Genomic DNA, 22490 nt, shown 5'->3' on the forward strand with positions numbered 1-22490 from the left:
TCATGTACTCTGTTTATTCAAGCTTATTTTTAATGCACTAATAAAGGGAAAGTGAAGTTGCTTTTAATTTTGCATTCGGAGGTTTCAAAATTGAAAAAGAGAAATCATGGGATTCGAGACCACATCTATCTTCTTTTAAATGAAAAGGATCAATATGTCATCTCATATGGTATTGAGTTTTCCGAATTTACTTATTCGTTGTCGCAGACGATGAATAACCTTCTTCTTTTAAAGCATCAGTTTGAAGAAGGTGAAATGAACATGCATACAATGTTCGAATTTGTTTCTCGGGATTATCTTACACAATTGGCTGAGGATGATGTCTATGGATACGGTGATTTCTGCTGGATTGATTTTGAAGAAGAGGAAGCATTAAATGAACTTCCAGGCCAGGTCATTGCAGAACTTTTATATATCGGTCATACAAAGGAGCATTTACGGAAGCCGTTTTATAATCACTTAAGCAATCGCTATGTGTATCTTGCTCATGATGATGGCTGGTTGAATAAGGTGTATTACCGTGATTTCAATGATTTTTATCGAATGCTTGGCGATGTCATTCCGATTAAAATGGAGCAAATGAAAGTAGAGAAGTCTATTCTTGGATTAAAGAAAAAGAAGTCGTACCCTTCCGTGCCGCAAGAGAGTATACTAGCGCTCAAAAACCTCATGAAGGAAGGTTTAGTGATTTCACTTAGTGATTGTGAACAAACAAGAGCGAAGATTAGTATTCCGCTTTGGTCTATAGGCGATTTTACAAATATGGATGAAATGTATGACGAATTTGTAGCGACCTCCGCGCAAAGTCCTTGTGAAGCAATGCTTGTATTTGATAAAAAAACAAGGGAATGGCAAGTGACAGGATGCTGAAAACGGAAAACGTTGGTGCGTGACCTATAGAACTGATGTATAATAGAACAGACAGAAAATTATATATTTTTTTATAAGATCAGGTGTTATTTTGTAATGACTTAATAGGGAAGTTGGTGAAAATCCAACGCGGTCCCGCCACTGTAAATGGTTTACTTTCTGCAATTATGCCACTGTATGTATATGGGAAGGCGCAGCCAGTTAATATCCATAAGCCAGGAGACCTGCCTGAATCTAGTAAAGCACCATTTTTTCCTACGAGGATAGGAGGTGTTTGGGCCAGGTTTTGACTTTTCATTTTTACTATGCCATCCAAACATCTCCGTTTCGTTATGGGGATGTTTTTTATTTTAGTCTAAATGGCTAATAAAGATGCATGGTGCTAGTAATGTAAGATAAACTTGAAAAGGGGATGAAAGAGATGAAGAAACTCTATTCATTATTGCTTGCTATGATAGTAGCAGGGGGGATTTTAGCTGGATGTGGAAGCGATTCCACAGAACAAAATGGCCAGCAGACTAAAGAAAGCGAACAACAAGCTGAGTTTCCAGTAACGATTGTTGACGCTTCAGATCAAGAGGTAGTTATTGAAGAAGAACCAGAGAAAATCGTCTCACTTATTCCAAGCAATACTGAGATTGCTTTTGAATTGGGTTTAGGGGAGAAGGTAGTAGGAGTATCTGATTTTGATAATTATCCAGAAGAAGTAAATGATAAAGAAAAGATTGGCGGGCAAGAATTTAACGTCGAAAAAATCATCTCATTAGATCCAGATGTGGTGTTAGCGCATAATTCAGGCGCACGCAATAGTGAAGCGGGGCTGGAACAATTAGAAAGCGCAGGCATTAAGGTGATTATTGTCAACGATGCTGCAAATTTTGAAGAAGTGTATGAATCGATAAAAATGATTGGACAAGCTACAGGTGCGAGCGAGGAAGCTGATGAGCTTGTAAATGATTTGGAAGAGAAGCTTGCTTCGATTGAAAAACAGGCAAAAGATATTACAGAGGATGAAAGAAAGTCTGTGTTTGTTGAAATATCAGGGGCACCAGAAATTTATTCGGCAGGCCAAAATACATTTATAAATAATATGCTTGAATTGATTCATGCGGATAATGTTGTTACAGAAGAAGGCTGGCCAAAGCTGGATGAAGAATCTGTCATCGAAAGAAATCCGGATGTCATTATTACTACATATGGTTATTACACAGACGATGCAGTCGGGCTGGTACTAAAACGTAATGGCTGGCAGGATGTAACAGCTATTAAGAATGAGCAAGTAGTAGATGTTCACTCAGATAAAGTTACACGGACAGGTCCAAGGCTCGTTGAAGGAGTAGAGGAGCTTGCAAAAGCAATTTACCCGGAAGTTTTTAAATAATAAAGGAATAGCCTATCTCATCGCCGTTATTTTTCTTATCGTCGCGATGTTAATGGGGATATCGATAGGTACAGTATCTGTTCCTGCATTGGATATTATTAAGATTATCGGATCAGAGGTTTTCCGCCTATCTTTAAGTGGTGATGTCGATCCGATGCACATAAACATTGTTATGAATATTCGGCTGCCAAGGGTGATCTTGGCTGGCCTTGTGGGGGCATCACTTGCAATTGCAGGTGCTGCCTTTCAAGGTTTGCTGAGGAATCCACTTGCAGACCCTTATACTCTAGGTGTCTCTTCCGGCGCTTCGGTAGGCGCTGTGTTAACGCTTTTCTTCGGTATTTCCATCCCGTTTGCAGGTGCATTTACATTACCATTATTAAGTATCCTCTTTGCTTTTATTACAATCTTCATTGTGTTAATTTTCGCCAGACAGATTGACCGGTCAATGAAGGTAGAAACGATTATTTTAACAGGTATTATTTTCAGTTCTTTCTTGGGTGCATTTATTTCACTTATGATCGCATTAACAGGAGATGAATTGCGGCAAATCATTGGCTGGCTGCTCGGAAGCGTGTCAATGAGAGGCTGGGAGTATATTAAAATTATTTTCCCTTTCTTTATCATTGGTTCAATGATTCTGCTTGCAAACAGCCGTGAATTGAATGCAATGTCTTTCGGAGAAGAAAGGGCGCAGCATATAGGTGTAAATGTTCAAAAAAGGAAGATGACGGTTCTGTTTGCCGGCTCTATATTAACAGGTGCGGCAGTGGCGGTTTCGGGAACAATCGGTTTTGCCGGCCTGGTCATTCCTCATTTGACAAGATTGCTATGGGGGCCGGATCATCGTCATTTACTGCCTCTATCGATTCTGACTGGCAGCGGCTTTCTCATTCTTGCCGATCTTGTTGCAAGGACGATTATCTCACCGACAGAGCTGCCTATTGGGGTAATTACCGCATTAATTGGCGCGCCAGTATTTGCGATGATACTAATGAAAAGAAGAGTGGAAAGAAGAGGGTAATGATGTATAGCATTCAACAATTAGCCGGCGGATATGCTGGGAAGCCTGTCATTCACAATATAAGTTTTGATATCGATAAGGGTCAGCTATTTGGCATTTTAGGTCCGAATGGGAGCGGGAAGACCACCTTGTTAAAAATGCTAAGCGGGATTGTCCCTGCCTCTTCTGGACAAATTCTCCTTAAGGGTAAGCCGATTAAGAGCTATGGAGCAAAGGAATTAGCAAAAATCATCGCAGTTTTATCTCAGCACTCAGAACAAAGCTTTTCTTATACAGTGAAGGAAACGGTTTCTCTTGGACGATACGCCCATCAAAAGGGATGGTTTCAGAATTGGACAGATGAGGATGAAGAAATTGTTCAGCGAGTGATGGAGCAAACAGGTGTGGCTCATTTTGAGCATCATCACATCACTGAACTTTCAGGCGGGGAAAGACAGCGTGTCTTTCTTGCGCAAGCACTGGCTCAAGAACCCGAAATCTTGCTGCTGGATGAGCCTACAAATCATTTGGATTTATCCTACCAAAAGGAATTATTGGACTTGCTATTAGATTGGACTGAAAATCGGGGGCTGACTGTTATTTCAATCTTCCATGATTTGAATTTGGCGGGGTTGTATTGCGATCAGCTTCTTTTGCTAAATAACGGTAAGATTGAAAAGAACGATATTCCTAATGAAGTATTGCAGGAAGAAAGAGTTCAAACGGTTTATCAAACGGATGTTAAGAAGCAGCCGCACCCAAAAGTTCCAGCTCCGCAGTTGGTTCTTTTGCCAGAGAAGGGAAAGGAAAGGCGTAAAGGCATTCCAGTAGTTGGTCCGTCTAATTTGCACTTTAATATGGAGTATATTGCTTTAAAATCGGATGTGCCGCTGCGATCAATGTCATCTGGAGTGGTTGGTTCTGGAACAGGATGGTATCAATCCTTTGTAAACCGTCATGTAAATAAAAATTATAATTGCGATAATCACCGCGAGGAAATGGTCGCCTACTTAAAAAAACATGGATTCGAGCCTTCGGAGACAGTCGGAATGATGACTGCTGTCTATTTGGAAGACGTATCCTTCCGATTTTATGAAGCAGATGGTTTTTCCGGGCTGATTGTAGTGACTGCAGGTGTAGGCAATGCTGTGGATGCCTCGCTGTCACCATTGCATGCCGGCAGTATCGTCCCAGGTACAATCAATACTTGGATATTCATTAATGGAGATTTGACAGAGGAAGCCTATATACAATCCATTATGACAGCCACCGAAGCAAAGGCAAAGGCGATGATGGATTTAGAAATAAAAGATCAAGTAACGGAGACAATTGCAACCGGCACGTCGACTGACAGCATTCTTATTGCAGCAACACAAAAGGGGATGCGATTAGACTTTGCCGGTACGATTACACCTTTAGGGAAAATGATTGGCAAAGGTGTGTACGAATGTACAGTAGAAGCCATTCATAAGAGCAGGAAGAGGAAGAAAAATTGATGATTACTTATCATTTAGCAGCAATTACGATGGCATTTATCATTGATGCAATGGTTGGCGATCCTCCGAAATGGCCGCATCCTGTGAAATGGATTGGTTCATTAATAGGAGTATTGCGCACAAAGCTAAACAATGGAGAAAACAAAATATTTAAAGGCATGCTGATGCTGCTCATCGTCCTGTTTGTAGCTGGGAGCGCTACTTTCTTAATTGTTTGGCTAGGTTATATGATTCATCCAATTGCAGGGGTTTTTGCCGAAGCTGTAATTATTTCAACCACCATCGCGCAAAAAAGCTTAAAGGAAGCAGCACTGGAAGTATATCACCCGTTAAAGAACGGTGATTTGAGCGGAGCGCGCTTAAAGTTGTCTTATATAGTAGGCAGAGATACTGATAGATTAGAAGAACCGGAAATTGTTAGAGGAACAGTGGAAACAGTCGCAGAAAATACAAGTGATGGAATTACAGCACCATTATTTTGGGCCCTTATTGGCGGGGCGCCACTTGCCATGGTTTATCGGGCTGTAAATACATGTGATTCAATGGTTGGGTATAAAAATGAACGCTATTTTGAGTTTGGCAGAGCATCAGCTAAACTGGATGATATCTTAAACTGGATTCCGAGCCGGGTTACTTCCCTTTGCATGATGGCGGTCAATAAACCAAAATATATGACTAAAAGAAAAGCCTGGGAAATCGTGCTGAGAGATGCGAAAAAACATCCGAGTCCAAACAGCGGCTGGGGAGAAGCGGCAGTCGGTTCACTATTAGGCATTCAGCTCGGGGGCATTAATTATTATCAAGGGGTGGTTTCCAATCGTGCGACAATGGGCGAACCGATCACATCTCTTGAAAACAGTCATATCATACTGGCTAATAAAATAGTGACAAGAACAGTGCCGTTTTTTATTCTTTTATTATGGATAGGAGGAATCATCATTGAAATGGCCAGTACATGGAGCTAATCCGCAGTACTTATATGATGCGCTTCAAGTGGATATGCCTCAGCAAACAATTGATTATAGCGCAAATATTAATCCGTTAGGTCCTCCATCAATTATAAAAGAAAGGTGGGAAGAGCTGCTTTCCGTAATTGCTGATTATCCAGATCCGCATGCGGCCGCTCTTTCATTGAAGCTTTCAGAACAGGAAGCATTAGACCCAACACAAATACTTGTCGGCAATGGCGGTGCAGAGATTATTTCCATGATTGGAAGAATGCTGGCGGGGAAAAGAGTGATGATTGTTCAGCCTGCCTTTGCTGAGTACGAGGAAGCCTGCAAAGTAAATGGTTGTTCAGTAGAATATTTTCAATTAATTCCTGACGGGTGGCAAATAAATGTAGATGAGTTACAAGGGAAATTAAATGATATTGATGCACTGTTTATTACAAATCCGAATAATCCAACCGGCGTATATTTTTCAAAGGAGACAATCAAACGATTGATTGAAATGGGTGAAAGTGCAGATTGTCTAGTCATTGTGGATGAAGCCTTTTATGATTTTGTGCCAAATTATGAAAATATCGTTCCCTTTGTAAAAGACTACTCCAACTTGCTTATTATTAGGTCTATGACAAAAATGTTTGCGATTCCAGGAATTAGGCTTGGCTATATAATGGCAAATCAGAAGGTTATACGAAATATAAAGAAATACCAGCCTCATTGGAGCATAAATGCCATTGCCTTAAAAGCAGGCGAATGGTGCTTAGAGGATGAAGCATTTGCTGTGAAGACACGCATGCTCGTTCAGAATGAAAGAGAAAAGCTGCTTCGTTTTTATCATAAAAATCATTTCAATATATCTCCGACACATACAAACTTTTACTTATTACAAGATTCACTCATGACAGACCAACGGCCGCTATTCTTATTTTTATTAGAAAGAGGTTTTATTCCTAGACATACGATGAATTTCCGCGGTTTAGATGGAGATTGGCTTCGATTCGCTATAAAATCTCCTCATGAGAATTTTCTATTGATGGAGGCATTCACAAAATGGCGAGAAAACTGATTTTTGTCACAGGCGGTGTACGAAGTGGGAAAAGCAGCTTTGCTGAAGAATTGGCCATGCACACTGCCAGCATTACAGGAGGACCGCTTCATTATATCGCAGCTGGGCAGGCAAGCGACGACGAAATGCTGTTTAGAATTAAACGGCATCAAAAGGATCGTGATGAGAGCGGATTCAATTGGACGACCTGGGAGAAGCCAACAGCGCTGCATGAGCTCTCAGAAAGCTTTAAACAGAATGATATTATTTTGCTGGATTGCTTAACAACGCTTCTAAATAACGAGTTTTTTCATAGTGAAAGCTTCAATAACAGAGAATTTCAGCATGAGCTTATCTATTCAATAAAAGAAGGAATCATTCAAATATTAAATGCTTGCGATACACTCATTATTGTCAGCAATGAGGTATTAAATGATTTCCTTGGCGAAAAAAGCGAGCTTGTGCTCACATACGGAAAATTACTGGGGCATCTACATCAGTTTATTACTCAGCTTGCTGAAGAGGCTTATCTTGTTGAAGCAGGCGTTCCAGTCAAAATGAAGGGAGAGCAAACCGCATGAACGGTGTAATGGTATTGGGCACTGCCTCAGATGTAGGAAAGAGCTTGATTGCAACCGCTATTTGCAGAGCGCTTGCAAATGAAGGCTATATGGTAGCCCCTTTTAAATCTCAAAATATGTCCAATAACTCCTATGTAACAGATGATGGAAAGGAAATTGGCAGAGCTCAAGGCATCCAGGCGGAGGCAGCAAGAACATCAGCAAGTGTATGGATGAATCCGATTCTTTTAAAACCAATGTCAGATGCATCCTCAGAGGTGGTTTTATTCGGGACAGCCATTGAAAGGCTATCAGGCAAAGATTATCGCGATTCCTTTTATAAGAAGGGTTTAGAAGCGATTGAATCTTCTTTGGACTATTTACAATCTCATTTCGACCTAGTCGTCATGGAGGGCGCAGGCTCACCTGTCGAGATTAACTTAAAAGACAGAGAACTTGTTAATATGAAGGTAGCTGAATTGGCCGATATACCGGCGATATTAGTTGCCGATATTGATCGAGGTGGTGTATTCGCCAGTATTGTCGGTACACTTGAACTGATGAATGAGCAGGAAAGAAGTCATGTAAAAGGCATCATTATTAATAAATTCAGAGGAGATATCACTCTTTTTGAGGATGGCATCACCTGGCTTGAGGAAAGATGCGGGATTCCTGTGCTTGGCGTTCTTCCCTATATTGATTCCCATATGATCGACGGCGAAGATTCGCTTTCAATACCGCAGTCTATGAACAATGGAGAAGTGGATATTGCGGTATTAAAGCCGCCTTATATTTCGAATTATACTGACCTTGAACCATTTTACTTTGAAGAAGATGTGTCGATAAGGTGGGTCAGCCGTCTAGCTGATATTGGAAACCCGGATGCTGTGATCCTGCCAGGGACGAAGAGCACGATTCGTGACTTGCAGTACTTTAGAGACGAAGGGTTTGATGAGTGGCTTGAGCGATATCAGACTCGCGGCTTTATCGCAGGAATATGCGGCGGCTATCAAATGCTTGGGGAAAATCTCATTGATCCGGACGGAGCAGATACTGGAATCGCAGGTACTGTAGAAAAAGGTTTTGGCATCATTCCTGCCGATACAACGTTTTTATCTAAGAAAAGAACGGTAAAGAATGAAGGAAGGCTTCAACATGCGACCGGGATTACACTTAATCAGCCGATTAGCGGCTATGAAATTCATTTAGGTGAAACGAAGCTTCATTCAACAACCCATAGCTTTCTGCAGTTAAACAATGGCGAGGATGAAGGATATTTCACAGTCGATGGCAAAGTATTTGGAACATATATTCACCATATATTTCATCATGATGAGTGGCGGAATTGGTGGCTCAATCAAATTCGCCATCAAAAAGGGCTGCCAGCGAGAGTTGCAGTATATTTAAGTGAAATAAAGGATGCAAAATATGATGAGCTGGCTGACCATTTGAAGAAAAATATAAAATGGGAAGTATTGAAAGGCATCATGATGAATAATCAGGTGCCAAGATGAAATGGTTCAAGGGCTTGCTCATAAATATTCAGTTCTTTACGTCTATTCCAATACCGATTCAGCTGCCAATGGATAAGGAGCATTTGGAAAAATCGATTAAAACCTTCCCACTTTTGGGATTATTTCAGGGATTCATTTATGCTGCTTTATTTTATTTATTTATGGAATGGCTTCCGTTTTCCGCTTTAACTGCGAGCTTTGTTGTATGGCTGGCTATGATTTTGATTACTGGCGGTATTCATCTAGATGGCTGGATGGATGCTAGCGACGCATTTTTTTCTTATCGTGACCAGTCTAAGCGCCTTGAAATTATGAAGGACCCGCGCGTGGGGGCGTTCGGCGTCATGTCTATCATTGTTCTCCTGAGTGCAAAGTTTTTCTTTATTTACGAAATAACGCTGATGACTCAGGTTGAAACGTTTTTTTTGATTGCCTGCATTCCTTTTTTTAGCCGGATGGTGATGGGCGTGGTGCTTTTAAAAGTGAAAGCAGCGAAAAAAGATGGATTAGGTACGATGTTTAAGGAAGCTGCTAAAGGGAGAACATTGTGGATTTATCCGCTGTATATTCTCTTGCTTCTGCTTGCTGTTGTTTTATGGCTGCCGAATGCGCTATTGGCAATGATTGTTTACAGTCTTACTGCTATTATTGTATTTATTTTTATAAAAAGAAAAACGGTCCGCTGGTTTGGCGGAATGACAGGTGATGTACTAGGTGCGAGTGTGGAAGGAGTTGAGCTCTCATTATGTATGATACTGTGGTTGTTGCATTATATCGCCATGGCTTAACAGAAGCAAATAAAAATCGTGCTTATCTAGGGTGGTCTGATTCTCCGCTATGTGCGGAGGAATCAATAAAGCCGGTATGTGCTCCGATTGATTTGCTATTCTCAAGTGATCTTGGTAGATGTATGACGACAAATGAGAGGCTATTTCCAAAGGTAAAGCCAATCTTATTAAAAGAATTACGAGAAATGAACTTTGGTGCATGGGAAGGCAAGACATATCATCAACTAAAAGAAGATAATCACTATCAAAATTGGCTGAACGAATGGCAAACAGCTAAGCCTCCCGAAGGTGAATCATTCCCGGAATTTGTAGATAGAGTGGATCGTGCATGGAATCAGATTCAGGAGCATACACTTGCAAACAGCCATAGGAGAGTTGCAATCGTTACTCATGGCGGAGTGATTCGCCATTTGCTTGATACATTTGTAAGAAGTGAAAAATCATTTTGGGATTGGGAAGTTCAATATGCTGAAGGGATTGAGCTCGTCTTTTCACTTGAAGGCTTTAGGAGGAAGGATTCATGCATTTTATTACAGGTGGCTCATTTAACGGAAAAGCGAAGTGGGTCTGTGAACAATATGGAGTAAATAAATTTTCGAATTTATGGATTTCTGCTTTTAAGGGAAGTCCTATGCCGAATCCGTCCGAACATCAATTTTCTGATGGTGTAATTGTTTTCGAAGGCATAGAATATTGGGTAGAGGATTTATTAATTTATAGTGAACAAGAACAAATTTTAACAAGATGGCGAGAGTTTCTGCAAGGCTGGCAAGAATGGGAGAAGGAGCATATTGAACGAAAAGTTGTGCTCATCGGTACAGATATTACGAAGGGGATTGTACCTATAGGTTCCGATGAACGCACGAGAAGAGATGTGACAGGCAGAGTGTTTCAAATGACTGCGAAGGCTTCATCACAGATGGACCTCATTTGGTATGGAATAAGTCAAAAAATCAAGTAAAGGGGAGTTTCATGATGAGGATTTATACAAGAACTGGTGATAAAGGGAAAACAAGTATTATTGGTGGAAGAGTAGAGAAGGATGACATTCGTGTTGAGGCATATGGAACAGTTGACGAAGTGAATTGTTTTGTAGGTCAAGCAGTTACCCAGCTTGATGCAGCAGTATTTGAAGATGTATTGGACGATTTAGAGAAGATTCAGCATGAGCTATTTGACTGCGGCGGAGATTTAGCTAACGTAACGAAAAAGCGGGAATTAAAACTTCAGCAGGACTCGGTAGATTATTTAGAATCTCGAATAGATCAATTCATCGATGAAGCTCCCGAATTGGAGCGCTTTATTTTGCCAGGCGGCGCGCCTGCTTCTGCATCGATTCATATTGCTCGTACGGTGACAAGAAGAGCTGAAAGACTTGTCGTTACATTGAAAAAAGCAGATCCGGAAGTGCCGGAAGTGGCGCTGCAATACTTGAACCGCTTATCAGATTATTTCTTTGCTCTTGCTCGTGTAATTAACTTCCGATTAAACCATCCTGACGTAGAATATGAGCGCAGTGCAAAAGTATTCCGCGGCGGTAAGCGCAGAAGGGATAAGGAATCATGAAAGGGATGAAAATTACTTGGGCTGCGGTATTAGTAGCGCTAACCGTAATCGGTGCAGCCATTAAGGTGCCTGCAGTAATTGGGAGTGTAGCATTAGATGCTTTCCCGGCCCTGCTTGGCGCAGCATTATTCGGCGGACCGATTGGAGCGGTAGTAGGTGGGATGGGACATCTACTCTCTGCATTAATGGGCGGGCTGCCAATGGGGCCCTTTCATCTAATCGTTGCTGCTGAAATGGCTTTACTGGCTTATGTCTTTGCCTATTTGTATCGAAAGGGCAGAAAGTGGACGGCTGCGGCTTTGTTTGTTTTAGGAAATGCTTTCGCTGCACCGCTGCCGTTTCTTTATTTTATGGGCGAAGCATTTTATTTGGCCATTGTCCCATCTCTATTCATTGGCTCACTGTTAAATACAGTGATTGCCATCATTGTTATTCCGCGGTTAGCTAAAGTAATTGAGCCGATGCTTTCCAATATAGGAGCTGCAAAATGAGGGATGTATTAGTCATCCCTTTTTCACCTGAAGAATCAATTGTCATTGCCAGTGACAATAGCGGCGGAATCGGTTTAAAGAAGGACGATGTTGTTGCAGTTCCTTATGAGATTGTATCTTATTATGCATTCAGGGTTGCGATGATGGAATGTATTGCTGCTAGTGCTATCCCTTTTTCCATTACTTTGCAAAATTTTTGTGGAGATGAAGCATGGGCAGCGCTAACAGCTGGTATTGAGAAGGGATTGATTGAATTAGGCATGGCTCATATCCCTCTCACAGGAAGCACAGAGAGTAACTTCACCTTAAAACAGTCTGCCGTCGGAATATCAGTGATGGGCAGGGTGAAAAATAATCAATATGATGATGAATTGCTGTGTACAGATCAGACTGAGATTGCAATTATAGGGCAGCCGCTTGTTGGTAATGAAGTGATTGAACAAGAAGAAGCAGTTGCGCCACTATCATTGTGCAAGCGAATCTGTGAAATGCCTGAGGTCAATGTACTGCCTGTTGGATCGAAAGGAATATTGGCAGAATTAAATATGCTTTTTTCTAATCGGACGTTTACTGAGGCTTCGATTAGCTGTGAGCTTGATTTATTACGTTCATCTGGGCCTGCTACCTGTTTTATTGCTGTCTTTCCTTCTTATCGAAGAGGCGAAATAGAAAAGGCAGCAGGCGGGTATTTTCATAAGTTGTTTGTAAAATAGGAGAGTATACATGCTAAAGATTTATATTACAAGGCACGGAGAGACAGAGTGGAATAAGGAAAATCGAATGCAGGGGCGGCTAGACTCGAAATTAACAGGCAAAGGAAAAAGACAGGCGGCGCTCCTTGGAGAGAGATTGAAAGCAACGAATTTTTCGCGCGTCATTTCTTCACCAAGTCATCGTGCATTGTCAACTGCTCACCTTATTGTTGGAGAATCACAGCAATCTATTGAAACGGATGCTCGTCTTATGGAGATAGCTCTTGGAGACTGGCAAGGGAAAACAGGGGATGAGATTGAGGAACTTTATCCTGAACAGCATCATGCCTATTGGAACGATCCAGAAGGATATAAAAACCAGCATGGAGAAGGTTTTCAGGATGTAGTTGAGCGAGTGCAATCTTTTTTAAAAGATTTGGAAGGTTCTGCCAGAGGTAATGTGTTACTTGTGACACATGGCGTCGTTGTTAAAGCGCTCTATTTGATTTTCCGTAATGCTTCAATTAGTGATATTTGGAACCCGCCGTTTATTCATGGAACGAGTTTGACGGTAGTCGAAAACGATCATGGCATCTGGAAAATAGTGAAAGAAGCCTGCCTTGCGCATTGTGAATAGATGTGTAATCTGTTGCATTAAAAGCCTTTTCTTGACGAGGGCTTCAGAGTGTAGACAAAGTGAAAATAATTATTTTCAGTTGGATTTAGAGAGGCTTACCGTTCGCCTCACGGAAAGCCTCGGCAAATCCCATGTTCTTCTTGTTTAAAAAGTTTAAATGAGTTTGTCTTCACCGAAAGTGCTGCTATTGAGAGAGCCGCACTTTCTTTATTTTTGAAGACTTATGCAGCGGTATGGTTAGCCTGTTGCTCTTTTTTACTCAGTTTATCTGTCATCACTGCTATTGCGCCATCACCAGCTACATTACAAGCAGTGCCAAAGCTATCCTGCGCCATATAAAGAGCAATCATCAAAGCGACCATAGTTGCGTCAAATCCGAGCATTGATTCGAGCAGACCTAATGCGGCCATAACAGCACCGCCAGGAACACCTGGAGCAGCAATCATTGTGACACCAAGCATTAAAATAAATGGCAGCACTTCTGCTAAGGTTGCACTTTGTCCTTGCAGCATAAGGACGGCAACGGAACAGCTTACAAGCGTAATTGTGCTTCCAGAGAGGTGGATATTTGCGAGCAGAGGAATGGAGAAGTCAGTAACTTTCTCGCTCGCTCCTAATTTCTTCGCATGTTTTATTGTGACTGGAATAGTGGAAGCGGATGACTGGGTGCCTAGTGCCGTGAAATAAGCCGGCAGCATCTCTTTTAGCATTTTTACTGGGTTTTTCTTAGCTAAGGCACCAGCGAATGAATATTGAATCAATAAAAATATCATGTGGAGACCAATAATCATAACAAATACTTTTGCAAAAACAGAGATAATTGCTCCAACTTGCCCACCTTGAGTCATATTGGAAAAAATCCCAAATATATGAATTGGCAATAAAGGAATGATGACCTTCGCGATGACCTTCTCAATTATTGAGCGGAAGTCCTCCATTGCATGCTGAAGAAATTCGCCTTTTATCGCCGCAAGCCCGAGCCCAATAATAAAGGCAATCATCAAGGCAGCCATCACATCCATAATAGGTGTCATTTCTATCGAGAAATAGGGCTTAAGCAAGGCTTCCTCAGGGTTTCCGAAACGATTAAGAGTTTGATTTTTCAAAAGAACAGGATAGAAAGAATTGGCGACAAACAATGCCAATAATCCAGCAAGAATAGTAGATGCATATGCAAGACCAGTTGATATGCCGAGCAGCTTTCCAGCACCTCTTCCCATCGTTCCAATCCCTGGCGCTATGAAACCGATGATAATTAACGGAATGATAAAGCCTAGAAAATTGCCGAATAATCCGTTGAAGGTAGAAAATATTTTAATAACACTCTCAGGAGCAAAGGAGCCTATGAGTATACCTAATGCAATCGCTAATATTATTTTAGGAAGTAATCCGAGATTTTTCATTTTTTGTCCTCCTGCAGCACACAGCTGTATTGGTTAGGAGGATTATAACGTCTATCCGTTAAATTGTTAATACGATATAAAAAAGCTGTAATAATGAAATAATTGTTTGTATTCTGAACGGAAGATATATAGGGACGATAGTCATGAAAAATAAGATTGTAATACAATACTAGAGCTTTTGTAACATAATATTAATTGTCACTGTGGAGAAAAAAAGTATAATAATGGTATGATGCATTTAGAGAAATGAAAAACTGTAATAAATGGAAGAAAATGCGGGCTTTTTTAGGCTAATAAGAAAGGGTTTTAGTTATAATATCGCATAGGAAATACTAAGGTATTCGCTGATAATGCCAAGTTTTTCTAATGAAAAAAGCTACCTTTCTCATACTTCTTCATACATATAATATATAGGCAAGAATCTTGAATAAAGAATAGTGAATCATTTACTTTCTTTTTTTATAAAGTGGTAAAATGAGTACATGTGAGTATAAATGGAGGTCTTTTGAACATGACGATTAAAATAGGATTATTGTATGGTGGAAAATCCGCTGAACATCATGTGTCAATGCAAACTGCATTAGCTGTGATTAAAGCGTTGAACTCTGATAAATTTGATATTTACCCTATCTATATAACTGAGGAAGGACAATGGATTAAAGGGGCGCAATTAAATGGACCGGTAGACAGCGTGAAGGAGCTTGCTTTTTCTGAGGGGAATGCACTATCACCAATGGCACTTGCGCCTACATTATTTCAATCTTCTGCCGAGCAAGGGCCTTTCGATGTAATATTCCCGTTATTGCACGGTCCAAATGGCGAAGATGGCACGGTTCAAGGAATGCTAGAACTGCTTAACCTTCCTTATGTTGGAAACGGAGTACTGGCTTCTTCTGCTGGAATGGATAAAGTAATCATGAAAAACATATTTGCCCAAGCTGGTCTATCGCAAGTTAACTATGTTTGGTTTATTCGCAGCGAATGGGAGACAGCAAGGGAAGAAGCGTATCATAACGTTGAAAATGAAATTGGCTATCCTTGCTTTGTAAAGCCTGCTAATCTTGGTTCAAGCGTTGGCATAAGCAAATGCTCAAACCGTAATGAATTAGAGGCAGCGTTTAAAGAAGCCTTCATGTTTGATCGTAAAATCATCATTGAAGAGGGCGTTACAGCAAGGGAGATTGAAGCTGGCGTATTAGGGAATGATTATCCAGAGTGTTCTGTTGCTGGTGAAATCGTGCCAAAAGATAAAGCATTCTACGATTATAAAGCGAAATATGAAGACGGCGAAACATCGCTAATCATTCCAGCAGAAATGACAGCTGATGAATATGAAAGACTTAAAGACATGGCGATTACAGCTTATAAAGCGTTGGATTGCTCAGGTCTAGTGAGAGCGGATTTCTTCTTAACACATGACGGGAAGCTTTTTATAAATGAGGTTAATACAATGCCAGGATTTACTCCTTTCAGCATGTTCCCGCTTCTTTGGAAACATACTGGAGTTGAATATCCTGAGCTGATTGAACGTCTTGTTAACTTGGCGATTGAACGTCATCAAGAAAAACAACAAATTAAACATACTATGTAAGAGTGAACACGGCTTTATGCCGTGTTCATCACGATTTACATAACTGCATTCAATGATAAAGAATGCTCTTTTGTTAAAAAGGAGGCAGGAACATTGATTAGAAAAACTTTAAGTGAAGTTGCTTCAATGATAAAAGTTGAAAATGATGTGACCGCCTTTGCAGATCGAAAGATTGCTGGGGCCAGTATCAATTCTAGAAATATAGAAAAAGGACAGCTATTTATTCCTTTTAAAGGAGAGCGGACAGACGGACACCGTTTTGTTGAAGATGCCATTAATAAAGGTGCAGGTGCTGCACTATGGCAAAAGGATGTGCCAAATCCACCGCTGCACTTGCCGATTCTCATAGTAGAGGATACTTTGATAGCGCTGCAAGAGCTTGCGCGTAGTTACAGAAATGAATTGGATATCAAAATCGTCGGGATTACTGGAAGCAATGGGAAAACAACGACGAAAGATATGACTACAAATCTCCTTTCCGAAAAATATAAAGTGCAGAAAACGGAAGGGAACTATAATAACCATATGGGGATGCCGTTAACGATTCTGAGTCTGGAGGAAACGACTGAGATTGCTGTACTGGAAATGGGGATGAGTGGAAGAGGAGAAATTGACTTCCTCACTCGCCTTGCAAGACCTGATGTAGTGATTATTACAAACATTGGTGAATCCCATCTGCAGGATTTAGGCTCTAAAGAAGGCATTGCTGAAGCAAAACTGGAAATCATTAATGGTTTACAAGAGGATGGATTGATTATTTATATTGGAGATGAGCCTCTTCTTCATAACCGTTTGAAATCATATGAAGGTCCGGCGACGGTTAAAACTTTCGGCAGAACGAGATTGAATGACTTATATCCAGTGGAGATTGAGCAATTAGATAATGGCAGCAAATTTAAAATAAACTTATCTGATACAGAGTTCATATTGCCGGTATTAGGTACTCATAATGTATTGAATTCATTAGCAGCGATTGCAGCTGCTCTCCACTTTAATGTAAGTTTTGAAAACATTAAAGCAGGATTAGCGAAAGTGAGACTAACAAATATGAGGATGGAAATTTTACAAGGCCTGCATGGAGAAAAAATCATAAATGACGCATACAACGCGAGTCCAACCTCTACGCAAGCATCGATTGAGTTATTGGCTAATTTACCAGGCTATAAAAAGAAAATACTTGTGTTAGGTGATATGCTCGAGCTGGGTCCAGAGGAAGAGAAGTTCCATTTTGAAATAGGGAAGTCCATCTGTGCTGAGAATATTGATGCAGTATTTACTTATGGAAGACTCGGTTCATTTATTGCTGAAGGTGCAAAAAATATTTTCTCTGAAGAGAAAGTTTTCTCATATGGCGAAAAACAGCCATTAATTGAAGAGCTAAAAAAACACGTTGACGATGAAACAATTGTCCTTGTGAAAGCTTCAAGAGGCATGCAGCTTGAAGAAGTTGTTGCAGGATTACAATAAACTATTTAATTATAATAAAATAAAACCTTTGTTTCATGTGAAACAAAGGTTTTTCCTATTTATATACTTCTATTTTATTTTTCTTGAAAAATAAAATAGTTAACCAATAAGCAAGCGAAAATAAGGTGGCAAAAAAGATAAAGACCGCTCGAATGTCACCGTTTTTCCAGGAGGTAAACAACTGGCTAGAAGCGGGTTCTGCTGTCGAATGACTCATAATTATCCATGCGATGACTGGCATGATTACTGATAGGACTGCATTCAAAATAGAAAGGTTTCAAAACCTTTTATTTAAAGCAGAGCTGACAGCGACTGCAAAGGTCAATTTGATCTGTATCTAAATGCCATTGCAGGAACGGATCAATGTCATTTTGCTTTCCGTTGTTCATCTTTTTTCTCCCCACATTTTTTCCGCTGCTAATTAAGAAGTTAAGCATCTGTACACAAACAATCGTATAAATCGCCAGTAATAAAGTAAGCGTATCGAACATATTCCACCTATGCAGAATGGTCGACTTTTTAAAAATTGATTTTTCGATTTTCACGTACAATATATTTCTTTTCCATTGGGATGGCGATAGCCAATATGAATACCGTCATTACTCCACCTACAATTAAAGATACGATAAACCCGATGCCCATCTTTCGTTTCCTTCTCTCCTACATCTATTACTTATACAACTAAAAGAATCCTGCGGTTCAAAAAAATTTTGGATTTTTATTGGCAAATCGAAGAGGAGTGTTATATACTGTGTATATAGATATAAACAGTATAACAGTTAGGAGGAAAAAAAATGAATGAAATAAAAGAGGCTTGGCGGCTGGCTTCGTTTGAGATAAAGGCATCGTGGAAGCATCTGATTTTTATGGTTTTTTATGCCATTTTAATTGGTTTAGGCTTTTCAGTTTTTATAACTGAAACAGGATTAAGATTAATCACAGACTTATTTTTTATTCTCGTGTTTTGGTGTGGATCCGCTTGGATTAAACCTAAATTATTCCAATTGCAAAAGTTAGATGATGGAGTATACGCATCGACCTACTTTCTTCTGCTTAATCAACTGGCGATTCCAAGGAATATCATCATAAATAGTCGTTTCTTTGTCTATTACTTTTTTTCGATTCCGTTTAATTTATTGATGTTAATTGCGCTTTACATTGGTCTTTCCGTAGGAGTTAAGGAGATGATGACTCTAGGCTCTTTTCTAGCGTTTTCGATCATTTGGCTAAGCTTTGGTATTGGCGCGGGGTCAATGTTCCCAGTAGCTGATATCGGTGAGAAATTTAGAGACAATAAGCTTCTGCTTTATTTAGAGGTCATTTTCTTTTACGGCGGTGCAATCGCAATCATGATTTTAGTCAATCAGCTATCCTCTAACGGGCTTGTCGGCTGGTCTATTTATGCCGCACAGCGATGGCCGGTAGTATCCATTATCATAGCTATCACGATTGGGCTTGCTGCCTTTCTATATAGCAAAAACCAAATGCAAAGAAAGATTCCGAAAATCGATTATTTTAAATAAGAAGGTCAGACAAGGAAGGAGGCGATGAGGTGGATCTTCCGATTCGATTAGCTAAAGATTCGAAAACGCCGATTTACCATCAAATTGAAGAGCAAGTAAAGGCGTTAATCGCCGGCGGACATTTACAAGCGGGGACTGCTCTTCCATCCATTCGGGCACTATCAAAGGAATTGGAAATTAGTGTAATTACAACTAGGCGTGCCTATTTAAATCTCGAACAGCAAGGGTTTATTAAAACCACTCAGGGAAAAGGAACATTTGTGGCTGAAGTAGAGGCTGACAAAAAGAAGGAGGTTACCGTGGCTGCTATCTATCAAGCATTGGAAAAAGGAATTGAAACCGGTCTGCGCCATGATTATTCCATAGAACAAATAGAAGAAGTTTTTACGGAAATCATCGCTAAATTGAAAGAGAAGGGAGAGAAGGCAAATGGAGAGCTGGATTAAGGTAAATCAAATGGAAAAAAACATGAATGATTTTAAAATGGGTCCGATCGAGCTTGAATTTGAATCAGGAATGATTCATGTCATTGTCGGCGGCAATGGCTCGGGGAAATCAACGCTGTTCAAGCAAATCATGAATCTTGTTACATTTGATGCAGGAAGCATCGAAGTGTTTGGATCCAATGTAGCTGGAGAAGATGAAGGCTGGAAAAAGCGGATAGCCTATCAGCCACAAACATTGGTTGGCTGTGATGAGTTTACTGGCAGACAGCTCATGCAGCTCATCTCACCATTGTATCCGAATTGGAATCAGAGTTTATTTGATGATATTGCACGTTCATTAAGCGTTCCTCTAAATAAAAAGTTTGGCAAGCTATCTCAAGGTGTTCAGCAGAAATTGGCGATTGCCTTAACCCTAGCGCGTGACACGGATATTTTGCTGTTGGATGAACCGACTTCACATATGGATATCCCTGCAAAGAGCCGAGTAATGGATCTTTTTGTCGAATGGATGGAAAGGGGAGAAAAGCTTATCATACTATCGAGCCACCAAACTGAAGATATACGTAAGCTTGCGGACTATTTATTGTTCATGAGCAATGGAAAGCTGCACGGTAAATTTGTTAAAGATGAACTGGTTTCGAGTTTTAAAAAATATTGGTTAGAGAAGGAGCTGTCATCGCAAATCAAATTGCCTGGTGAGATTGACAGGAAGAATAATCGTCTGATAGTTACGAATGATGCAGAGAAGGCTGAAGCGTATTTACTTTCACATAAAATCGGCTGGATTGAAGCTGAAAGCCTTGAAATGGATGAAGTGATTTCTTATATGGTAGTGAATAAGAATGGAGGGGTTTTATGAAGGTACCTATTTTAACAGTTCAAAACATTGGCAAATCATTCAAAGATAAGACGGTTGTTAATGACTTGTCATTTCAAGTTTTTGAAGGCGAAATTATGGGGATCGTAGGACCGAATGGCGCCGGAAAATCAACAACCATTCGCAGTATTATGGGCATCCTATATCCAGATGAAGGCAAAATCCACTTCAACCGTCATGGTTCAGCAGAAATTCCTAAAAGGGTGGTTGGCTATTTGCCTGAAGAACGTGGATTGTATAAAAAGGTGAGCATCATGGATATTTTGCTTTACTTCGCAGAGTTAAAGGACTATCCATTGAAAAAAGCGAGAGAGAGAGCATTGTTTTATTTGAAGAAATTCGGACTAGAAGGGAAGGAAAAAAGCACAATAGAGGAATTTTCGAAAGGAATGGCGCAAAAGGTTCAATTTATCGCTGCGATTATTCACGAGCCCGAATTGCTTATATTAGATGAACCGTTTTCTGGTTTAGATCCTGTTAGTCAGGATGTGATTAAGAACGAAATCAGGGAACTGGCTGGCAGCGGCACTGCTATTCTCCTTTCCGCCCACCAAATGAATGTAGTCGAAGAGCTGTGTGATCGCATTCTGATGATGCATCGGGGCCAGCAAGTCATCTCTGGGACGCTGGAAGAAATAAAGAAGAAATATGCCAATTTTAAATGCGTGATGCATGGCGTGAATGATAGGACTAAATTAAGTGAGCTTCCACAAGTACAAAGAGCCACACATCAAGGAAAGGTGACGACGCTCTTTTTAGAGGATCATGTTCATCCTTCCGAATGGATTAAAAATCTGCCTGCTGATGTAGATTTCAATGAACTCTCGATAAGCAGAGTTTCTCTTCATGAAATTTTTATAGAGATTGCAACAGATCATTCGCCGGAAGGGAGTGGGAAAAGTGCGTAATTCAAAGAAGGTAGCCAAATGGGAATATAAGAAAAATATGAAAAGCAAATCTTTTATTATCTCTTTATTACTGACTCCCGCACTTTTTCTTCTCTTTGCGTTTCTGCCTGGTTTATTTGATTCCTTAAGTCAGAAGGACGAAGTGAACGTCTATGTGCAGGATGAAATCAATGCGCTAAAGGGGATAGAACCATCTCTTAAGGCACAAGGTATTACTTGGAATATAGAAAAGACAGATAAGAATATGTCATCCTATATAAAAGAACATGAAAACACGGCTTATTTATTGCTAGATGAAACAGCAGTGGATAACGGAAGACTAGAAGTATTCACAAACGAATCGATGCCGCAGACATTTGATCAGGAATTATCTGCACTTGCTGGAAGCATACAGCTATTGCAATTAGAGTCGCTGTCTCTGACTCCAGAGCAAACCAACTTGATTACTCAAGGAATTTCTATTGAGAGTGTCGCTGTATCGGAAGAAACAAAGGAGGAGAATCCACTTAAGCGGCTCGTTCCTGGGATATTAGCTGGCGCTATTTTGCTATCAGTTATCACAACCGGCATGATGATTTTTCAGAGTGCTTCTGGCGAGAAAAAAGAGAAGGTGTCTGAGATTGTCCTTTCCTCAATTACACCCGGGGAATTGATGCAAGGAAAGATAATCGGATATTTTGCTCTTGGGATGACGCAGGCCTTTGTATGGTTAATATGTCTCCTTCCATTCTTTATTTGGAAGCTTGACTTCCCTGTCGTTGAGTATTTGCTCGTTCCAGAAACAATTGTACTAGTTTTTATAGCCATTCTTGGTTATTTACTATTTGCTGCCTTGTTTGCAGGACTGGGCGCTTCATTTGAAGATGTGGACTCAACAAGTAATTTTCAAGGAATTGTTTTCATCCTGCCATGGCTGCCATTATTTTTGATTGCCCCGGTTTTAAACGATCCGTCAGGTATCATTGCGCAAGCAGCCTCTTACTTTCCTTTGACTGCTCCTGGAATTTTAATCATACGTTTATCGGTTCTTGAACAATGGCCTTGGCTTGAGATTATTGTCGCGCTTTCTCTGTTGATTGTAAGTATTTGGGTCTTGATGAAGATAGCTGGAAAAATATTTAGCATAGGTATATTAAAATATGGCAAGAATGCAACGCCGCAGGAAATGCTGAAATGGCTTAAATATTAAAGAACAATGTGCCCTCAATTTAATATTTGAGGGCATTTCTCTGTTGCTGACATAGGAAGAAAGGTGCAATTTAAGAAAATACTGTTTAAACCTTCC

Annotated in this window: 25 protein-coding genes and 1 riboswitch; of the genes, 22 read left to right on the forward strand and 3 right to left on the reverse strand. The window is 40.3% G+C overall.

What is annotated here, in order from left to right:
- Positions 1–90 precede the first annotated feature (90 nt).
- The 15 genes from CWS20_RS07630 to CWS20_RS07700 all read left to right on the forward strand — a co-directional run bounded on the left by CWS20_RS07630 (position 91) and on the right by CWS20_RS07700 (position 12990).
- A complete protein-coding gene (locus CWS20_RS07630; protein WP_066192883.1) occupies positions 91–870 on the forward strand; it encodes a hypothetical protein in 780 nt (259 codons plus the stop codon).
- 64 nt (positions 871–934) lie between these two features.
- Positions 935–1116: riboswitch (cobalamin riboswitch) on the forward strand.
- Positions 1117–1291: 175 nt separating this feature from the next.
- Complete coding sequence (locus tag CWS20_RS07635; protein ID WP_101226258.1) at positions 1292–2251, forward strand: helical backbone metal receptor; 960 nt, start codon at positions 1292–1294, stop codon at positions 2249–2251.
- Complete coding sequence (locus CWS20_RS07640; RefSeq protein ID WP_101226259.1) at positions 2217–3275, forward strand: FecCD family ABC transporter permease; 1059 nt, start codon at positions 2217–2219, stop codon at positions 3273–3275. Before CWS20_RS07635 ends, CWS20_RS07640 begins: the two co-directional genes overlap by 35 nt.
- A gap of 2 nt (positions 3276–3277) precedes the next feature.
- Positions 3278–4750 carry an adenosylcobinamide amidohydrolase gene (locus CWS20_RS07645; RefSeq protein WP_066192889.1) on the forward strand — a complete coding sequence of 491 codons (1473 nt, stop codon included), beginning with the start codon at positions 3278–3280 and terminating at the stop codon, positions 4748–4750.
- Positions 4750–5715: an adenosylcobinamide-phosphate synthase CbiB gene (gene cbiB / locus CWS20_RS07650; RefSeq protein ID WP_066192890.1), complete on the forward strand. Its 966-nt coding sequence runs from the start codon at positions 4750–4752 to the stop codon at positions 5713–5715. The genes CWS20_RS07645 and cbiB overlap by 1 nt, the downstream gene beginning before the upstream one ends.
- On the forward strand, positions 5690–6763 hold the full coding sequence (gene cobD, locus CWS20_RS07655) for a threonine-phosphate decarboxylase CobD (protein WP_066192893.1): 1074 nt from the start codon (positions 5690–5692) through the stop codon (positions 6761–6763). Before cbiB ends, cobD begins: the two co-directional genes overlap by 26 nt.
- The gene (locus CWS20_RS07660; RefSeq protein ID WP_066192894.1) at positions 6748–7323 is read left to right on the forward strand and encodes a bifunctional adenosylcobinamide kinase/adenosylcobinamide-phosphate guanylyltransferase; all 576 of its coding nucleotides are present in this window, start codon (positions 6748–6750) and stop codon (positions 7321–7323) included. Before cobD ends, CWS20_RS07660 begins: the two co-directional genes overlap by 16 nt.
- On the forward strand, positions 7320–8816 hold the full coding sequence (locus tag CWS20_RS07665; RefSeq protein ID WP_066192897.1) for a cobyric acid synthase: 1497 nt from the start codon (positions 7320–7322) through the stop codon (positions 8814–8816). The genes CWS20_RS07660 and CWS20_RS07665 overlap by 4 nt, the downstream gene beginning before the upstream one ends.
- The gene (cobS, locus tag CWS20_RS07670) at positions 8813–9604 is read left to right on the forward strand and encodes an adenosylcobinamide-GDP ribazoletransferase (RefSeq protein ID WP_066192899.1); all 792 of its coding nucleotides are present in this window, start codon (positions 8813–8815) and stop codon (positions 9602–9604) included. Before CWS20_RS07665 ends, cobS begins: the two co-directional genes overlap by 4 nt.
- Positions 9562–10191, forward strand: a complete 630-nt coding sequence (locus tag CWS20_RS07675; RefSeq protein ID WP_066192901.1) for a histidine phosphatase family protein — start codon at positions 9562–9564, stop codon at positions 10189–10191. Before cobS ends, CWS20_RS07675 begins: the two co-directional genes overlap by 43 nt.
- Entirely contained in the window at positions 10125–10565 is a 441-nt protein-coding gene (locus CWS20_RS07680) for a bifunctional adenosylcobinamide kinase/adenosylcobinamide-phosphate guanylyltransferase (protein WP_066194230.1), read from the forward strand. The genes CWS20_RS07675 and CWS20_RS07680 overlap by 67 nt, the downstream gene beginning before the upstream one ends.
- A 14-nt stretch (positions 10566–10579) precedes the next feature.
- Positions 10580–11170 carry a cob(I)yrinic acid a,c-diamide adenosyltransferase gene (locus tag CWS20_RS07685; RefSeq protein ID WP_066192903.1) on the forward strand — a complete coding sequence of 197 codons (591 nt, stop codon included), beginning with the start codon at positions 10580–10582 and terminating at the stop codon, positions 11168–11170.
- Complete coding sequence (locus tag CWS20_RS07690; RefSeq protein ID WP_066192906.1) at positions 11167–11661, forward strand: ECF transporter S component; 495 nt, start codon at positions 11167–11169, stop codon at positions 11659–11661. The genes CWS20_RS07685 and CWS20_RS07690 overlap by 4 nt, the downstream gene beginning before the upstream one ends.
- On the forward strand, positions 11658–12374 hold the full coding sequence (locus CWS20_RS07695; RefSeq protein ID WP_066192907.1) for an ATP-binding protein: 717 nt from the start codon (positions 11658–11660) through the stop codon (positions 12372–12374). The genes CWS20_RS07690 and CWS20_RS07695 overlap by 4 nt, the downstream gene beginning before the upstream one ends.
- 10 nt (positions 12375–12384) lie before the next feature.
- Positions 12385–12990: a histidine phosphatase family protein gene (locus tag CWS20_RS07700; protein ID WP_066192910.1), complete on the forward strand. Its 606-nt coding sequence runs from the start codon at positions 12385–12387 to the stop codon at positions 12988–12990.
- 221 nt (positions 12991–13211) lie between these two features.
- Here the strand turns inward: CWS20_RS07700 and CWS20_RS07705 are convergent, their stop codons facing one another.
- Positions 13212–14393 (reverse strand): dicarboxylate/amino acid:cation symporter, encoded by a 1182-nt coding sequence (locus CWS20_RS07705; RefSeq protein ID WP_066192912.1) that lies wholly within the window; start codon positions 14391–14393, stop codon positions 13212–13214.
- A gap of 511 nt (positions 14394–14904) precedes the next feature.
- Between CWS20_RS07705 and CWS20_RS07710 the strand changes: the two genes are divergently transcribed.
- Complete coding sequence (locus tag CWS20_RS07710) at positions 14905–15984, forward strand: D-alanine--D-alanine ligase (RefSeq protein ID WP_066192914.1); 1080 nt, start codon at positions 14905–14907, stop codon at positions 15982–15984.
- Positions 15985–16077: 93 nt separating this feature from the next.
- Positions 16078–17451, forward strand: coding sequence for a UDP-N-acetylmuramoyl-tripeptide--D-alanyl-D-alanine ligase (locus CWS20_RS07715; RefSeq protein WP_066192915.1), 1374 nt, complete (start codon positions 16078–16080; stop codon positions 17449–17451).
- 287 nt (positions 17452–17738) lie between these two features.
- Here the strand turns inward: CWS20_RS07715 and CWS20_RS07720 are convergent, their stop codons facing one another.
- Complete coding sequence (locus CWS20_RS07720) at positions 17739–17942, reverse strand: hypothetical protein (RefSeq protein WP_066192917.1); 204 nt, start codon at positions 17940–17942, stop codon at positions 17739–17741.
- A 28-nt stretch (positions 17943–17970) separates the two neighbouring features.
- Positions 17971–18093: a hypothetical protein gene (locus CWS20_RS28945; RefSeq protein ID WP_276328296.1), complete on the reverse strand. Its 123-nt coding sequence runs from the start codon at positions 18091–18093 to the stop codon at positions 17971–17973.
- A gap of 152 nt (positions 18094–18245) precedes the next feature.
- Here CWS20_RS28945 and CWS20_RS07725 point away from each other — a divergent pair, with 152 nt between their 5' ends.
- From CWS20_RS07725 to CWS20_RS07745, 5 genes are read left to right on the forward strand one after another with little or no spacing between them, the layout of a single operon-like run.
- Positions 18246–18974: a hypothetical protein gene (locus tag CWS20_RS07725; RefSeq protein ID WP_066192919.1), complete on the forward strand. Its 729-nt coding sequence runs from the start codon at positions 18246–18248 to the stop codon at positions 18972–18974.
- A 29-nt stretch (positions 18975–19003) separates the two neighbouring features.
- Positions 19004–19420, forward strand: coding sequence for a GntR family transcriptional regulator (locus tag CWS20_RS07730; RefSeq protein WP_066192922.1), 417 nt, complete (start codon positions 19004–19006; stop codon positions 19418–19420).
- On the forward strand, positions 19404–20279 hold the full coding sequence (locus CWS20_RS07735) for an ATP-binding cassette domain-containing protein (RefSeq protein WP_066192924.1): 876 nt from the start codon (positions 19404–19406) through the stop codon (positions 20277–20279). The genes CWS20_RS07730 and CWS20_RS07735 overlap by 17 nt, the downstream gene beginning before the upstream one ends.
- Positions 20276–21205 carry an ABC transporter ATP-binding protein gene (locus tag CWS20_RS07740; RefSeq protein WP_066192926.1) on the forward strand — a complete coding sequence of 310 codons (930 nt, stop codon included), beginning with the start codon at positions 20276–20278 and terminating at the stop codon, positions 21203–21205. Before CWS20_RS07735 ends, CWS20_RS07740 begins: the two co-directional genes overlap by 4 nt.
- Entirely contained in the window at positions 21198–22394 is a 1197-nt protein-coding gene (locus CWS20_RS07745; RefSeq protein ID WP_066192928.1) for an ABC transporter permease, read from the forward strand. The genes CWS20_RS07740 and CWS20_RS07745 overlap by 8 nt, the downstream gene beginning before the upstream one ends.
- Positions 22395–22490 lie beyond the last annotated feature (96 nt).

Origin of the sequence: Cytobacillus horneckiae (assembly GCF_002835735.1) — a bacterium.
In the GTDB taxonomy this organism is placed as follows: domain Bacteria; phylum Bacillota; class Bacilli; order Bacillales; family Cytobacillaceae; genus Cytobacillus; species Cytobacillus horneckiae.

Coding starts and splice junctions, on each gene's coding strand:
- CWS20_RS07635 (WP_101226258.1), top strand. CDS start 1,292: ATGAAGAAACTCTATTCATTATTGCTTGCTATGATAGTAGCAGGGGGG.
- CWS20_RS07645 (WP_066192889.1), top strand. CDS start 3,278: ATGTATAGCATTCAACAATTAGCCGGCGGATATGCTGGGAAGCCTGTC.
- cbiB (WP_066192890.1), top strand. CDS start 4,750: ATGATTACTTATCATTTAGCAGCAATTACGATGGCATTTATCATTGAT.
- CWS20_RS07660 (WP_066192894.1), top strand. CDS start 6,748: ATGGCGAGAAAACTGATTTTTGTCACAGGCGGTGTACGAAGTGGGAAA.
- CWS20_RS07665 (WP_066192897.1), top strand. CDS start 7,320: ATGAACGGTGTAATGGTATTGGGCACTGCCTCAGATGTAGGAAAGAGC.
- cobS (WP_066192899.1), top strand. CDS start 8,813: ATGAAATGGTTCAAGGGCTTGCTCATAAATATTCAGTTCTTTACGTCT.
- CWS20_RS07675 (WP_066192901.1), top strand. CDS start 9,562: ATGTATGATACTGTGGTTGTTGCATTATATCGCCATGGCTTAACAGAA.
- CWS20_RS07680 (WP_066194230.1), top strand. CDS start 10,125: ATGCATTTTATTACAGGTGGCTCATTTAACGGAAAAGCGAAGTGGGTC.
- CWS20_RS07685 (WP_066192903.1), top strand. CDS start 10,580: ATGAGGATTTATACAAGAACTGGTGATAAAGGGAAAACAAGTATTATT.
- CWS20_RS07690 (WP_066192906.1), top strand. CDS start 11,167: ATGAAAGGGATGAAAATTACTTGGGCTGCGGTATTAGTAGCGCTAACC.
- CWS20_RS07695 (WP_066192907.1), top strand. CDS start 11,658: ATGAGGGATGTATTAGTCATCCCTTTTTCACCTGAAGAATCAATTGTC.
- CWS20_RS07700 (WP_066192910.1), top strand. CDS start 12,385: ATGCTAAAGATTTATATTACAAGGCACGGAGAGACAGAGTGGAATAAG.
- CWS20_RS07705 (WP_066192912.1), bottom strand. CDS start 14,393: ATGAAAAATCTCGGATTACTTCCTAAAATAATATTAGCGATTGCATTA.
- CWS20_RS07710 (WP_066192914.1), top strand. CDS start 14,905: ATGACGATTAAAATAGGATTATTGTATGGTGGAAAATCCGCTGAACAT.
- CWS20_RS07720 (WP_066192917.1), bottom strand. CDS start 17,942: ATGTTCGATACGCTTACTTTATTACTGGCGATTTATACGATTGTTTGT.
- CWS20_RS28945 (WP_276328296.1), bottom strand. CDS start 18,093: ATGGGCATCGGGTTTATCGTATCTTTAATTGTAGGTGGAGTAATGACG.
- CWS20_RS07725 (WP_066192919.1), top strand. CDS start 18,246: ATGAATGAAATAAAAGAGGCTTGGCGGCTGGCTTCGTTTGAGATAAAG.
- CWS20_RS07735 (WP_066192924.1), top strand. CDS start 19,404: ATGGAGAGCTGGATTAAGGTAAATCAAATGGAAAAAAACATGAATGAT.
- CWS20_RS07740 (WP_066192926.1), top strand. CDS start 20,276: ATGAAGGTACCTATTTTAACAGTTCAAAACATTGGCAAATCATTCAAA.